This window comes from Pantoea agglomerans NBRC 102470, assembly GCF_001598475.1.
GTDB classification, from domain to species: Bacteria; Pseudomonadota; Gammaproteobacteria; order Enterobacterales; family Enterobacteriaceae; genus Pantoea; species Pantoea agglomerans.
Map to the genome: position 1 here is coordinate 1 of NZ_BCZA01000018.1, position 13,308 is coordinate 13,308.

A 13,308-nucleotide genomic window follows, 5' to 3' on the forward strand; every position below is an offset into this window, starting at 1 on the left:
AAGCGTTGCTGAATGTATTGCACGAGCTCAGGGACCGTTAGGAACAAATGCTGATTATCTGCATCGTCTTAATAACGCGCTGGATGAGAACAATATTACTGATGAGTACATTATTAAGTTATCTGAAAAAGTTGCAAGAATGCATGCCAGCAAGAAGCACCTGCAGTGATTGATAACTTCGGCGAATTTCACACTCTCAGAAGCTCTTTAACAAGAGCATCTGAGAGTGCGGCTGAATTGGTTAAAAGGAATTTTTTAGCTTTACCTTGTCACTCCCTTATTAATAAATATATAAAACAATTACTTATCAATGTATTGCAAAAGACTGCTTTTCCGGGTTTGATTGGTATCAAATTTAATAACTTAGTATGATCAAATCTCTGTCTTCTGACCTTTAGAGCAAGCGGATATATTTCTCTCCACGGAAATGATTCCGACCCTAAATATGAGAGACATTATGAGTACTATTAAAAAACCTGCGCGTGATTTTTCTTCCCTTGAGCAGTCGGCTGGATTTCAGCGTCGTATCCTGGGTAATTACACTATTACTGCACTTTATGATGGCATTGTAGCCATTAACCCTGAAGCATTCGCAGGGGTTACTGCTGATAAACGCCAGGCTGCCCTGCAGCGTCAATTACATCCTGTCACCGGTGAAATTGATACTTCGGTTAATGCATTCATTGTCGATACCGGTTCAAAGATTGTTCTGATCGACGCGGGCTCAGGTAATAAATTCGGGCCGACCATGGGCCGTCTTGAAGGTAGCATCAGGGCCTCTGGTTATTCCCCTGAAGACATTGATGCAGTTCTGATTACTCATCTGCATCCGGATCATGTCGGCGGCATTTCTGATGATAATGGTAATGCAACCTATCCGAACGCAACTGTCTGGGTGCCAAAGGCTGATGCTGAATTCTGGCTGGATTCAGCAACAACTGTGAAAATTCCGGAAATTCAGCACTGGTTCATTGATGTTGCACAAAATGCTACTGCGCCCTATATCAAAGCTGGCCGTTTTCAGACATTTGAAAATGGAGACGACCTGTTAATTGGGCTGGTGAAAGTGATTGGCCTGCCAGGGCACACTCCTGGACATTCCGGCTTCCGTATTGAATCTGCTGGTGAAACTATTTTGTTCTGGGGTGACATCACTCACTTACCAGCAGTGCAGTTGTCTCATGCTGAAGCGACGATTGACCTGGACATTATTCCGGAAAAAGCGGTGAGTTCACGAGAGTGGGCGCTGAAAGAAACGTCGTCAACGGGTATCTGGATCGGCGCAGCACATCAGGCATTTCCGGGTATTGGGCGTCTGCGCCAGGACGCAGAGGGTTACACCTGGATTGCCAGTGAGTACACCTATCTGACCGCTCGCGGCTAAGTATTTATCAGACACAGTTATGTTTAAGCAAAGGGCCCGTCTGTGTGGAGATGGTGCCCTTTTTTGCATAAAGAACAGGGTAATTGTTATTGTTAATATAGATAGTAAACGGCAGTAAAATTACTGCTGTAAAATGGCGTTTTACATCTTCTTTGCTTCCTTCATATGTCCGGCTAATGCAAAACTGTTTAACTTATCGGGAAGTTTAAAGACGCTAACATCCAGAAGGCTACCAATGTTCCCCCAACGTGTCCGCTTCGTCAGCACTGCTACGCTTACTGTCAGGATCCTGACTGAGCACCGGCAATTGCACCCCGCAGCTTTTAATCCTCGCAAAGCCCTCCCTATAGCCACTGTTAAGAGAAATCACCTGATTGCTTCATTGCTTTAAGCAGGTTCGGGATGTGCAGGAAAAATTTTGAAATGCAGGATTTTAACATCTGTAACCGGGTGCATCGGACGTGAAGCGCCGTACAGCCTCAGATCTACCTTTGGTGAGTTTCCAACCGTTAACTAAATTTATCCCTATACGATTTATTGCTTAGAGAAGCACGGTTAGAATAGCGAATATGATTTATAAGAAGGACAGACTGCAATGACGCTGACACAAAAATCCGGTCATCTGGCCTGGTGTGCTCTTGCAGCCCTTGCACTTGCCCGTCAGGACGGGACCGTTAGTTCTGCTGCTCAGGAAAATCTCTTTCTGACACGCTGGCTGGCAACCGCACTTAAGCAGCGCCGATTTTCCCGTGAGGTGGCGCCCGACATTGAGTGGCTGCTAAGGCAGGGGCGCCAGTATGGCGTCGGCGCAAAGCTTGCCGGCAAGCTGGACTACCTATGGCGTTCATGTACAGGCGAATTGTTCCGGCAGAATGACCTGTTCCGGCTGACATATGCACTGGAGATGGCGAAATATATGTGCTGGGCTTACCGGTTGCTCAGCGATCGGGAGTGGTCGGGAAGACATGCCGCTGTCCTGAACGCTGGCGTAAACGGAATTTATCTGTCCCGGAGCAGCCTGGATGCTGCGTTTGACGATGACGGCCAGCAGCTCACACCGGTGATGGCGCGAATGACCGGGCGCGTGCAGGGGCTGGAAACGCTTCTTAACCGCTGTGGATGGCAGATGGCTATTGATGGGCCTTCCGGGTTTTATGTGCTGACGGCAGAAAAATATGAACTAACGATGGAGCAGTGAGACCCTGGGCGGCTGTACCTGGCGGATCAGCAGTGCGGCCGGAGAGGCCGCTAAATAAGTCAGTGGCGGATCTGCGTCAGGTCGTCTTCAGTCAGTCCGGTCATTTTCATGACGGTATTACGGTCAATACCGTTCTGCAGCATGGTACGGGCAACTTCCAGCTTGCCTTCCAGCATGCCCTCATTTCGGCCTTCCTGCCTGCCTAACTGGATACCCTTCTGGATGCCCTTCTGGATGCCCTTCTGTTCGAGCTGCTGTGCGATGGTCATAAGTGCGTCTCCGTGTTGCGGCACACGCTGTGCCAGTTCGCGTACAAAGCCTTCGGCGTCGGCTGTTTCGCCTGCCTGTACAATATAGTGTACCAGCGATATCACCTGTGATGAAGACAGATAGCCGGCCAGTAGAATGGGCGCCAGTCGGTCAGTCAGTTCTGCCAGGTCCCGCTGATGAATATGTTTCTGCAGCAGGGTCAGGGCGGCCATGCTGCGATGGCCGGCGATTTCATCATCAGGAATGACGGTAACGTCAACCAGCGGGAAAGCGCTGCTGTAGAGTTTGCCTGCCAGCGCCGGATCATCAAACTCATTCAGCCACCGGGTGGAGTAAGGATACGGGCTGCGTTTACCCGTATAGAACAGCACGGGTATCACCAGTGGCAACTTCTTATGGCCCGCCTCAAGGTGGCGCTGCATGGCAGCCACCGCATAACGCATCAGGCGAAAAGCCATGTGTTTATCGGGTGAAGACTGGTGCTCAATGAGCACGTGAACATAACCCTCACCGGCTGTGGTTTTCAGACTGTAGAGCACGTCGCTAAAGTACTGCCTCAGGTCATCCTCGACGAACGAGCCGGATTCCAGCTTTAGCGTACTGAGGTCACAGATAGCACGCAGCTCTGCGGGCAAGTGCAGTTCCATGAAATCACGGGCGACATCCGGGTGAGTCAGAAACTGCCGGAACGTGGCATCGTGAGGAGTTGGTGTGCGGTTTTTCTTCTTCTTCATCAGTCCCGGCTCTGAAAAATAACCGCTGTATGTTACCACAGGCAGAAAACCGTCTGTATTGATGGCGAAGAGATCTGCAATGCCTGCAGGTAGCCGTTCGGATTATTTTTAATTTTTTCGGATACACTGCTTCATCGTACGATCTCTAATAATCGAAGCATAATCATTCTTCGTCGCAGTTCGCACAGCCAGATGAGTGATGGAATCATAAATCACCGTCAATACAGCTGGGAGATGTGGCTATCTCTGCTACCATTTAACATAAATTACATTATGCGCACTTCTGCAGATGGCCAATTTGGTAGTGTCACTTGATAGCAGAAACGGCAAGCTATCAGCGTCAGATGGGAAGGGATGAAGACGGTCAGGTGAAAGGGTATAGCCGGTGCATCAGCACCGGGTTTATCCTGCCCCGAAGGGGCTACCGTCCTGGCAGTTCGCGCGATGCAAAAAGGCAGCTCAAGCTTCCTCTGGTTCGCTTATCTCAATACTGGTTATGTGCAGTCCGGCATGTGACATCATGCTGACCAGCTTATCAATTGAAAAGCAGTTGATCCGACCTCCTGCCAGCTCGGACACTCTGGGCTGTGAAACGCCCAGCGCAGCAGCAGCAGTGGCCTGATTCAGGCCATTACGTTTAATCCAGCTATTCAGGCGGCCTACTAACTCGGCGCGGAGTTTCATATTTTCCGCCTGCTCTGGCGTTTCGCTAAGAGCGTCCCACACATTATCAAAAGTCTGAATATTCATTTTTTACGCTCCTCAACCAATCGGCGATAACGATTTCGGGCAAGTTCTACGTCACTCTGGCTGGTCTTTTGTGTCTTTTTCTGGAAACAGTGCAGCACATACACGGCTTCTTCAAATTTGGCGACATACATGATCCGGAAAATGCCGTCATTACCCCGGATTCGGATTTCACGTGCTCCCTGACCTACCGTAGCAAAATGCTTCCAGTCGTCCGGCTCCAGTCCCTGCTGGATCAGGTCAAGCTGATACCCTGATGCGGTCCGGGCCTCTTCCGGGAAAGCCCGTAGTTCCTCAAGACTGCTGTCAATAAAACTGATTTTCTTACGCATCATCACCTCATTATACGAAATTTCGTATATTGTGCAATTTCTGCATTACTCATGCACCCATACAAACCCGTAACCACTGCTTCCCTACCATGTAGTTTCCTGCTGTTTTGTCCATGGCCTACATTGCCCTGATAAAATCCAGCATCGCCTTGATCCGGCGCTGGCTTTGAGACATTCTTCAAAATCGTTGAGATAGTAAGCCGGTGTATAGCGCACCCGGTTAAACTCCAGCGTCAGCGTATTACCGGTGACAACCTCAGCTGCAATGCCCAGCAGGGAAAGCTGTATAAACGCCATATCCACCGTGACAGGATCAATATCAAATCAACTGACGGACATCTGAACTGATGGATTAAATCCGGCTTCAATCAGGCAATCTGCATAAGGTAGCATCGGTCATGTGGGTGTAATTAAGCAGGCGGAAGTAACGCACACCGATACGGGCATAAATGTCCGTTATCCCGCCGCAGTACATTTCTGCAAACATGAACGTTTCACAGTCCCCGTTCTCATTGCATGCCTGTTTCAGCGGATAGAGTCTCCCCAGCGCATCAGTAAGCGATGAAAGAGATGGGCAAGCCCGTCTCAGAGTGCATGATGGTGGCTGCGCATGGCTGGGATGTGGGTGGAGCAAAACGTGCAGGCATGAAAACTGCATTTGTTACCCGCAAAGGGCAGGTACTGTATCCGCTGGCGCCTGTGCCTGATCTGATCGTCAGCGATATTGGCGAGCTGGCTGCAAAGATAAAACCGCTTTGCTGACCCGCCGTTTACCGCAAATACTTTAATGCCGCGAGAGTTACTCGCTGCACGAAAAGGCTAATAAAAGGCGCAGTTGATGCGCAAACGCTAACGTCATTCTTAAATCAGGGCTTAACCACAATACACAGCAGGCCGATGACAATAATCACTACGCCCGCCAGGCTGTGCCAGCTGAACGCCTCATGGAATACCGGCAGACAGACAGCCACCAGCCACACCAGCACATAACTGAGGCTGAGCAGCGGATAGACGCGGTTCAGCGGAAAATAGCGCAGCGCCCTAATCCAGCAGAGCATCGAAATTCCATAAGCACCCAGCCCGGCCAGCAGCAGCAATGCGGGCAGCAGGGCAACAGCAGGCAGCGACGTTATGCTGCTGACATCGGGCAGTCGCGGCATCGCCCAGCGCATCATCAGCTGTGCCGCTGAGACCAGCAGCACGCTGCATGCGACCCATCCATACCCTTTCATAGCTGGCTCGCCATCAGCGCCACACCCGTCACCACCAATAGCGTGCCGGCGATCTGGCGCAGCGTCAGGCGCTCGCGCCAGAGGATGCGTCCTGCCAGCGCAACGAAAATGAAGTTAAGGCTCAGCATCGGATAGGCCTGGCTGACAGGCACCCGCTGCAGGACCAGCAGCCAGAGAAGCATCGCGACACCCAGCAACAGCACGCTCACCCCAATCCAGCTTAAGCGGACCCGGCGCGATGCCGCGTGAGTCGCCTGTTTCTGGCACAGTTGCGCGCTGCAACTGAGCAGACTGACCAGTACAATCAGCAGCAGCATCACTTCATCTGACTGTAATAGAGGCAGACCAGCCTGCCCTGGCGATAGACGGCGTCCGGCACCGGAACATCCTCGCCGATATCACTGTGTACTGAATCAACCAGCAACAGCAGTGATACGCTTCCCGTACGGCGATGATCGGCAAGCCAGCCGCCGAAGTCCGCCTGAGAGACAAAGCGGGATTGCGCATCAGGGTAGCCCAGCCCATATTCCAGCTCGCCTTTGGTGTCATAGAAGCCGATATCGCTACGTTGCAGATGCCAGGCTGCGGCAGATGCCACGCCGGGATTGTCCGCCAGGATAAAGTGACTTGAGGCCAGACGCTGGCTGATCGTCGAGACAAAACGCTGCGGCTGTTTGGCGTCGCGGATTTTATCCGGGATTGCCGTGCCAATAAACAGCGCGACGCCCAGCGGGCAAAGCGCGGCCGCCAGCCAGCGGCGCTGTGCAGAGCGGCAGCTATATGCGCCCACCAGCCCCCAGATGAGAAATGCCAGTGCCCCCAGCGCAAGCTTCAGCATCTCGTGCGTGGCGAACAGCGGATGATGCGTCACACTCCAGGGAGCGAGCACCAGCACGACCGTTGCCAGGGTAATGATGCCGAAAATCAGGTTGAGCCCGCCATTGACTGTTAATGCGCGCCCTGCCCGCTGTGCGGCGTTCAGGCCATAGTGCGCCATCAGCAGCGACAGCGGCACAAAACAGGGCAGGATATAGGTTGGCAGCTTGCCTTTTGCCAGGCTGAAAAACAGCAGCGGCATCACCGTCCAGCTCAGCAGATAGAGCGCACCGGGATGCTGCTGACGCTCGCGCCAGCCGGTCATCAATGCGCCCGGTAACAGCGCCAGCCACGGCAGCGTTCCCAGCAGCAGAACCGGCAGGTAATACCAGAAAGGCGCTTTGTGCTGGGCATTGTCCTCAGCAAAGCGCTGAATATGCTCAACCCAGAAGAAGTAGTGCCAGAAATCCGGTGCCTGATGATAGATCGCCAGCGCCCAGGGTGCGCTGATCGCCGCGGCTGAGAGTAGAGCCAGCGGACCGAAGCAGAGCAGTTCGCGCAGTCGCTGCCGCCAGATCGCCCAAGGCAGAATCGCCAGCACAGGCACTGCCAGCGCCAGAAAGCCTTTGGTCATAAACCCCATGCCGCAGGCGAGACCCAGCAGCAGATAGCCGCCCGCCCGCCCGGCGCGTCCGCTGGCCTCCGTCGCCAGCCAGAAGCTGCACATCGCGGCAGCCAGCCAGAGCATCAGCATCGGATCGAGCACCGCATAGGTGCCAACGCCATAGACCAGCAGCGAACTGAGGAAAATAATCGTGCCGACGGCAGCCGTGCGTGCCGAACCAAACAACCGCCTGCCGAGCCAGTAGATCAGCACGGCGGTCATCGCCGTAGAGAATATCGATCCCGCCCGCACGCCAAAGTTGTTGTGGCCAAACAGCCACTGACCCAGCGAGTTGACCCAGTAACCCGCAATCGGTTTTTCAAAATAGCGCAGACCGAAGAAGTGTGGCGTCACCCAGTTACCGGTTGCCAGCATCTCCCGGCTGATCTCCGCATAACGGGTCTCATCCGGCTGCCAGAGATCGCGGAACATCGGCGGAAGCAGGTAATAGAGAATAAAAAAGCTGAAAAAAAGTAGCCACTTCGTGTTGTTACGTATCCGCACTAGTTCGCCTCTTTAGTCAGTTTCTGGCAGCCCAGCCACCCTTCCCGTCCGGGGATTTCGCCTCTGACCACCCTGCCCACCGGCAAGGTACTTAGATCGTCGGGCAGCAGCTCGCTTAACGGACAGAACTGAATGCCGTGACGGGCCGCAGCAGCCAGCAGCTGGTCAAAGTCCGGGTAGCCGATAATCCCTTCGACTTCGGCATGCACGGTGTAGACCGCCCCATCATCAGAAGAGAGCATTTTCGCCAGAATGTAGTCGTTATAGCCTTCTGCGCTGACCTCGCGGCCAACCACTTCATCCCATGTGGGCAACGTCACCGGAATCTGTACGGTACCGATCTGTCCATCCGGCAGCATGGGCCGGAACGGGCCGCTGCCGCGACAGTCGCTGTTGTAGTGAAAGCCAAAGTCCTGTTTGGCGGCGATCACCCGGCCATCGGCTCGCCAGCCCGCGGCGGCCGAACAGCTGACAGGATGACCGAGTATCTCACTCAGCGTTTCGGTGCCGCGTGCTATCTGCTCAACCAGCTTATCCTGCGGCCAGACGCCGGCCCAGGTCTGCCAGGCAAAATGGTCCCAGGCGTGCAGACCGACTTCGTGCTGACGAGTGGCGTCCTGCATGATGTGCCGCAATCTCCGTCCCATCTGCTTTCCCGGCCACGCCGTTCCGGCGAGCAGGATGTCCCAGCCATAGAGCGACGCGGCACGGGAGCGCAGCATCTTCATAAGAAACGCCGGTTTCACCAGCCGCCAGAGATGGCGGCCCATGTTGTCTGGTCCCACGCTGAAGAAAAAGCTGCCCCGCACCGCATGACGCCGGAACAGCTCAAGCAGCGCCGGCACGCCCTGCTTCGTGCCGCGCCAGGTATCTACGTCAATCCGCAGACCGATCTTCTTCATCACTTATCAGCCTGTGGCTCAACGGTGCGCAGGAAGAAGTCGAGCGTGTTGTCGATAGTGACATCCATCGTCACGGTCGGTGTCCAGCCGAGCAGGCGACGCGCATTGCGGATAGCCGGTTTACGGTGCTCCACATCCTGATAGCCTTTGCCGTAGTAGCTGCTGCTTTCTACTTCGCGGAAACCGGCAAACGGCGGGAACTGGCTGCGCAGCGGATGACGTTCAAAGCTGGCCAGCAGCTGCTCGGCCAGCTCTTTGATACTGGCTTCGTTGTCCGGATTACCGATATTGATGATCTGACCATCACAATTCAGCTGTTTGTTTTCGATAATGCGGAATAGCGCCTCAACGCCATCCTGAATATCGGTAAAGCAGCGCTTCTGTTTGCCGCCGTCAATCAGCTTAATGGGCGAGCCTTCTACCAGGTTAAGAATGAGCTGGGTTATCGCGCGGGAACTGCCGATGCGCGCTGCATTAAGGTTATCCAGACGCGGTCCCATCCAGTTGAACGGACGGAACAGGGTAAAACGCAGCCCCTCTTTTTCGCCGTAGGCCCAGATAACGCGGTCCAGCAGCTGTTTGGATACCGAGTAGATCCAGCGCTGTTTGTTGATCGGCCCGACGACCAGATTAGAGCAATCCTCATCGAAGCTGTCATCGGTACACATGCCGTAAACTTCTGAAGTGGATGGGAAAATGATGCGCTTCTGATACTTCACACAGTCGCGAATGATTTTCAGGTTCTCTTCGAAATCGAGCTCAAACACGCGCAGTGGATTGCGGGTGTACTCAATTGGCGTGGCGATGGCTACCAGCGGCAGGATGACGTCGCATTTTTTGATGTGATACTCAATCCATTCGGAATGGATAGCGATATCCCCTTCGACGAAATGGAAGCGCGGATGATCCAGGAAGCGGCTGATCGCGTCTGAACTGATATCCAGGCCATAGACCTCGAAATGCTCATCCTGTAACAAACGCTCAGTGAGATGATTACCGATAAAGCCGTTAACGCCAAGGATCAGCACGCGGGTACGACGTTGCAGCGCCGACTGCGGTTTTGAATAGAGCAGCGCGCCAGGGACGATGCCCAGACTCTGCGCCAGCTGACTGCCATTCATGTAAACGCCATGCTCGGACTGGCCGGTCTGGATTTCCAGCGCACCTTCGCCACAGGCGATCAGGAAGGGCTGCTTAGAAAGTACCGTCCCTGGCTTTGCCTGATGCTGCTGCGGATGAACCCGGCTCTTCCAGACGATAAATTTAACCGAACCGGCAAAGGCGAATGCCCCAGGCCACGGATCGGTAACCGCTCTGACCAGATTGTGAATCGTCTGAGCAGGCTGATTCCAGTCAATGCGGCCATCTTCGGCCGTGCGACGGTCAACCCGGGTCGCCTGACGCTCATCCTGTGGCCATTCACTCACCTCACCCTCGCGCAGACGAGGTAAAACGTCGCCGAGCAACTGCTCTGCAGCCTGGGTCAGTTTACGATGCAGTGTCAGCGCGTTGTCCTGATCCTCAATAGCGACCTTCTGCTGCGCCAGAATATTACCGGCATCCGCGCGCTTTACCATGCGATGTAGCGTAACGCCCGTTTCAGTTTCGCCGTTGACCAGCGCCCAGTTCAGCGGTGCCCGGCCGCGATATTTTGGCAGCAGCGAGCCGTGCAGGTTAAAAGCACCCTTTTGAGCGCATTGCAGGATCTCATCACTCAGCAGATGGCGATAGTAGAAGGAGAAGATCATCTCTGGTGCCATGGTACGGATGCGGTCAAGCCAGATCGGGTGATTCGCCTCGTCAGGTGCATAGACCGGAATGCCATGCTCTGCCGCCAGACGGGCCACTGAGCCGAAAAAGTGGTTTTCGGTCGCCACATCGTTGTGAGTAAAAATGGCGGTGATCTCATAGCCTGCACTTAGCAGCGCATTGATGCCGACACAGCCCATGTCGTGATAGGCGAAAACAACGGTCTTCATGATTGAATATCCTGTACTGAAGGCTCTTCTGGAGCGTGAACAATGCGTTGAACGAAATAGCGCGGACGCGCCCGAACGTCGTTGTAAATGCGCCCGATGTACTCCCCGAGCAGTCCCATACCCACAAACTGGGCGCCGATAAACATGAACAGCACGGCGAACAACACGAAGACGCCGTCACCCGCCCAGGCCGCACCAAAAAAGAGTCGCAACACGATCAACACCAAAGAGAAGGCGAAGCCTGAGAGCGCAATCAGGCTGCCGACCACGCTGAGCAATCGCAGCGGCGTGGTGGTCAGACAGGTCACCAGGTCATACATCAGGTTAATCAGGCGCATAAAGCTGTATTTCGAATCGCCAAAAGCGCGCTCGGCATGGATCACCGGCAGCTCAATGGTGTGTCGGGCAAAGGTGTTGGCCAGGATCGGAATAAAAGTGCTGCGTTCGTGACAGTTGAGCATCGCCTCGACGATGTGGCGACGGTAGGCGCGCAGCATGCAGCCGTAATCGCCCATCGCCTTGCCGGTGACCCGCTGAATCAGCCGGTTGAGCGTGCGTGAGGCTTTACGACGGAACCAGCTGTCCTGGCGCTGCTGACGGACGGTACCCACCACGTCATAACCCTGACGCGCGGCGTCAACCAGCCGCGGGATCTCTTCCGGCGGGTTCTGCAGATCGGCATCCAGCGTAATAATCAGATCGCCACGAACCTGGCTGAATCCGGCCATGATGGCGGAATGCTGACCGTAGTTGCGGTTGAGCAGCACGCCGGTTATCCGGCTGCCGGGAACGGTGGCGGCCTGTTCAATCAGTTCGGCAGAACGATCGCTGCTGCCGTCATCCACCAGCAGAATTTCATACTCAATCTTAATTGAGTCACAGGCGGCGCAGGTGCGCTGAAGCAGCTCCGGCAGACTCTCCTGCTCGTTATAGACCGGGATGACCACGGAGAGCATGTTGATCGGTTTGATATCGCGCATCTCAGGCTCCGGCAATGTCATGTAAAGCCTGAATCACACGTTCGACATCCTGATCCGTCATTGACGGAAACAGTGGAATCGAACACATCTGCTGGCTGTTAAGTTCACTGGCGGGAAGACGTAAATCGGGATAGTGCTCGCGATAATATTTATGGGTATGCGCCGCACGGAAATGCAATCCGCTGCCGATATCCCGCGTCTTCAGTGCCTGCATAAAGGCATCGCGCGACAGACCGCAGCGCTGTTCATCAATGCGAATAATAAACAGGTGCCACGCATGCTGATGTGGCCAGGCGGGCAGTGACAGCGGCGTGAACGGCAGCGTGCGCAGCGCTTCAAGATAGCGTTCGGCAATCTCACGGCGGCGGGCAATAAAGCCCGGCAGTTTCTGTAACTGCACCAGCGCAATCGCCGCGCTGATATCGGGCAGATTATATTTAAAGCCCGGCATCATGACTTCCGCCTGCGGCAGACGCCCCTGGGTATGACGATCAAACGCATCCACCGCCAGGCCATGAAACTTCAGGCTGCGTATACGTTCGGCGAGAGTGGCGTCATCGGTCACCACCAGGCCCCCTTCCGCGCAGGTGATATTCTTGATGGCGTGGAAAGAGAAAATCGCCGTACCGCGCTGCCCGACCGGTTTTTGGTAATAAGTGGTACCCACCGCGTGAGCCGCATCTTCAATGATGGCAATCCCACGCTGCTCAGCCAGTTGATAGATTGGCGCGAGATCGGCAGGTGCACCAGCGTAATGCACCGGAATAATGGCGCGGGTGCGGGGCGTAATCGCCTGCGCTATCCGGTCCGGCGTGACCATCAGGTTGTCGGGATCCACATCAATCATCACCGGCGTGGCACCCAGAAGCGTGATCAGGTTCAGGGTAGAGACCCAGGTCATGGACGGCGTGATCACCTCATCGCCAGGCCCGATCCCCATCGCCATCAGCGTGACATGCATTCCGGCAGTGGCAGAGCTTACTGCAATGGCGTGCTGGTTGCCGGTCATCTGAACAAAGGCCTGCTCCAGTTCGGCGCATTTTGCGCCGGTCGTTATCCAGCCAGAGTCAAATACCGCTTTAACAGCAGCCAGCTCTTCATCACCGAATGAAGGCCGGGAAAATGGCAAAAAACCCATGCTAAAACTCCTGCAGATCAAACCCATAAGCTGTCGCGCGTTGTTAATCAGGCACAACGCCGGAAAATAATTGAAATAGCGAATGACTCACAGTCGGCCAGGATGTTATCGACACCACGCTTTCCCGTTCTGGAATTAAGGTTACCGGACTGCTAATACAAACTACCGTATGAAAGTTAACTGAACATTAAATGAAGAGTGTGAATTGAAATAAAATCAAGGGAGAGCAAGTTAAGGATTTCAGAAAAAGTTCACTATTAAATGGCTAATAATAGCTCTGGCATCAACTCTTTTTGATTTATTGATATTTTGTTTAAAATCAGCAGACTCTGTCAGTCACCAGAGCAGGGTTCAGCTCATCCGGATGAAGTCACTTCTGGAGGGAAAAATTAACACGCTGATATTGCTGGGCTAAATTCAGCCTGCTA

At 54.1% G+C, this 13,308-nt stretch carries 14 protein-coding genes and 1 pseudogene; 4 read left to right on the forward strand and 11 right to left on the reverse strand.

From position 1 onward, the window contains the following. The first annotated feature begins 16 nt into the window (after nucleotides 1-16). The 3 genes from PAG01S_RS22765 to PAG01S_RS21100 all read left to right on the forward strand — a co-directional run bounded on the left by PAG01S_RS22765 (nucleotide 17) and on the right by PAG01S_RS21100 (nucleotide 2,582). Nucleotides 17-169 (forward strand): gamma-glutamylcyclotransferase, encoded by a 153-nt coding sequence (locus tag PAG01S_RS22765; protein WP_369690943.1) that lies wholly within the window; start codon nucleotides 17-19, stop codon nucleotides 167-169. 288 nt (nucleotides 170-457) lie between these two features. Then, nucleotides 458-1,384: an MBL fold metallo-hydrolase gene (locus PAG01S_RS21095; protein WP_062759676.1), complete on the forward strand. Its 927-nt coding sequence runs from the start codon at nucleotides 458-460 to the stop codon at nucleotides 1,382-1,384. 595 nt (nucleotides 1,385-1,979) lie between these two features. After that, nucleotides 1,980-2,582 carry a DUF2913 family protein gene (locus tag PAG01S_RS21100; RefSeq protein ID WP_062759677.1) on the forward strand — a complete coding sequence of 201 codons (603 nt, stop codon included), beginning with the start codon at nucleotides 1,980-1,982 and terminating at the stop codon, nucleotides 2,580-2,582. 59 nt (nucleotides 2,583-2,641) lie between these two features. On the opposite strand, the gene PAG01S_RS21105 is transcribed toward PAG01S_RS21100, so the two are convergent. The 4 genes and pseudogenes from PAG01S_RS21105 to PAG01S_RS22700 all read right to left on the reverse strand — a co-directional run. Next, the gene (locus PAG01S_RS21105) at nucleotides 2,642-3,586 is read right to left on the reverse strand and encodes an Rpn family recombination-promoting nuclease/putative transposase (RefSeq protein ID WP_050680235.1); all 945 of its coding nucleotides are present in this window, start codon (nucleotides 3,584-3,586) and stop codon (nucleotides 2,642-2,644) included. Nucleotides 3,587-4,045: 459 nt separating this feature from the next. Next, nucleotides 4,046-4,336: a helix-turn-helix domain-containing protein gene (locus PAG01S_RS21110; protein ID WP_022624282.1), complete on the reverse strand. Its 291-nt coding sequence runs from the start codon at nucleotides 4,334-4,336 to the stop codon at nucleotides 4,046-4,048. After that, nucleotides 4,333-4,665, reverse strand: coding sequence for a type II toxin-antitoxin system RelE/ParE family toxin (locus PAG01S_RS21115; RefSeq protein WP_062759687.1), 333 nt, complete (start codon nucleotides 4,663-4,665; stop codon nucleotides 4,333-4,335). Before PAG01S_RS21115 ends, PAG01S_RS21110 begins: the two co-directional genes overlap by 4 nt. Nucleotides 4,666-4,783: 118 nt before the next feature. Continuing rightward, nucleotides 4,784-5,058: pseudogene (locus PAG01S_RS22700) on the reverse strand (N-6 DNA methylase); the annotation flags it as partial. A gap of 168 nt (nucleotides 5,059-5,226) precedes the next feature. On the opposite strand from PAG01S_RS22700, the gene PAG01S_RS21120 reads away from it, so the two are divergent. After that, on the forward strand, nucleotides 5,227-5,427 hold the full coding sequence (locus PAG01S_RS21120) for an HAD family hydrolase (RefSeq protein WP_062759678.1): 201 nt from the start codon (nucleotides 5,227-5,229) through the stop codon (nucleotides 5,425-5,427). Between the two features lie 104 nt (nucleotides 5,428-5,531). Here the strand turns inward: PAG01S_RS21120 and arnF are convergent, their stop codons facing one another. From arnF to arnB, 7 genes are read right to left on the reverse strand one after another with little or no spacing between them, the layout of a single operon-like run. Further along, a complete protein-coding gene (gene arnF / locus PAG01S_RS21125) occupies nucleotides 5,532-5,897 on the reverse strand; it encodes a 4-amino-4-deoxy-L-arabinose-phosphoundecaprenol flippase subunit ArnF (protein ID WP_022624285.1) in 366 nt (121 codons plus the stop codon). Next, nucleotides 5,894-6,214, reverse strand: a complete 321-nt coding sequence (gene arnE, locus PAG01S_RS21130; RefSeq protein ID WP_022624286.1) for a 4-amino-4-deoxy-L-arabinose-phosphoundecaprenol flippase subunit ArnE — start codon at nucleotides 6,212-6,214, stop codon at nucleotides 5,894-5,896. Before arnE ends, arnF begins: the two co-directional genes overlap by 4 nt. After that, nucleotides 6,214-7,881, reverse strand: a complete 1,668-nt coding sequence (gene arnT / locus PAG01S_RS21135) for a lipid IV(A) 4-amino-4-deoxy-L-arabinosyltransferase (RefSeq protein ID WP_081114165.1) — start codon at nucleotides 7,879-7,881, stop codon at nucleotides 6,214-6,216. Before arnT ends, arnE begins: the two co-directional genes overlap by 1 nt. After that, nucleotides 7,881-8,783, reverse strand: a complete 903-nt coding sequence (arnD, locus tag PAG01S_RS21140) for a 4-deoxy-4-formamido-L-arabinose-phosphoundecaprenol deformylase (protein ID WP_062759679.1) — start codon at nucleotides 8,781-8,783, stop codon at nucleotides 7,881-7,883. Before arnD ends, arnT begins: the two co-directional genes overlap by 1 nt. Continuing rightward, nucleotides 8,783-10,762: a bifunctional UDP-4-amino-4-deoxy-L-arabinose formyltransferase/UDP-glucuronic acid oxidase ArnA gene (gene arnA, locus PAG01S_RS21145; protein ID WP_062759680.1), complete on the reverse strand. Its 1,980-nt coding sequence runs from the start codon at nucleotides 10,760-10,762 to the stop codon at nucleotides 8,783-8,785. The genes arnD and arnA overlap by 1 nt, the downstream gene beginning before the upstream one ends. Then, nucleotides 10,759-11,742 (reverse strand): undecaprenyl-phosphate 4-deoxy-4-formamido-L-arabinose transferase, encoded by a 984-nt coding sequence (gene arnC, locus PAG01S_RS21150; RefSeq protein ID WP_010257142.1) that lies wholly within the window; start codon nucleotides 11,740-11,742, stop codon nucleotides 10,759-10,761. The genes arnA and arnC overlap by 4 nt, the downstream gene beginning before the upstream one ends. A gap of 1 nt (nucleotide 11,743) precedes the next feature. Beyond that, nucleotides 11,744-12,880: a UDP-4-amino-4-deoxy-L-arabinose aminotransferase gene (arnB, locus tag PAG01S_RS21155; protein WP_062759681.1), complete on the reverse strand. Its 1,137-nt coding sequence runs from the start codon at nucleotides 12,878-12,880 to the stop codon at nucleotides 11,744-11,746. Nucleotides 12,881-13,308: the final 428 nt, after the last annotated feature.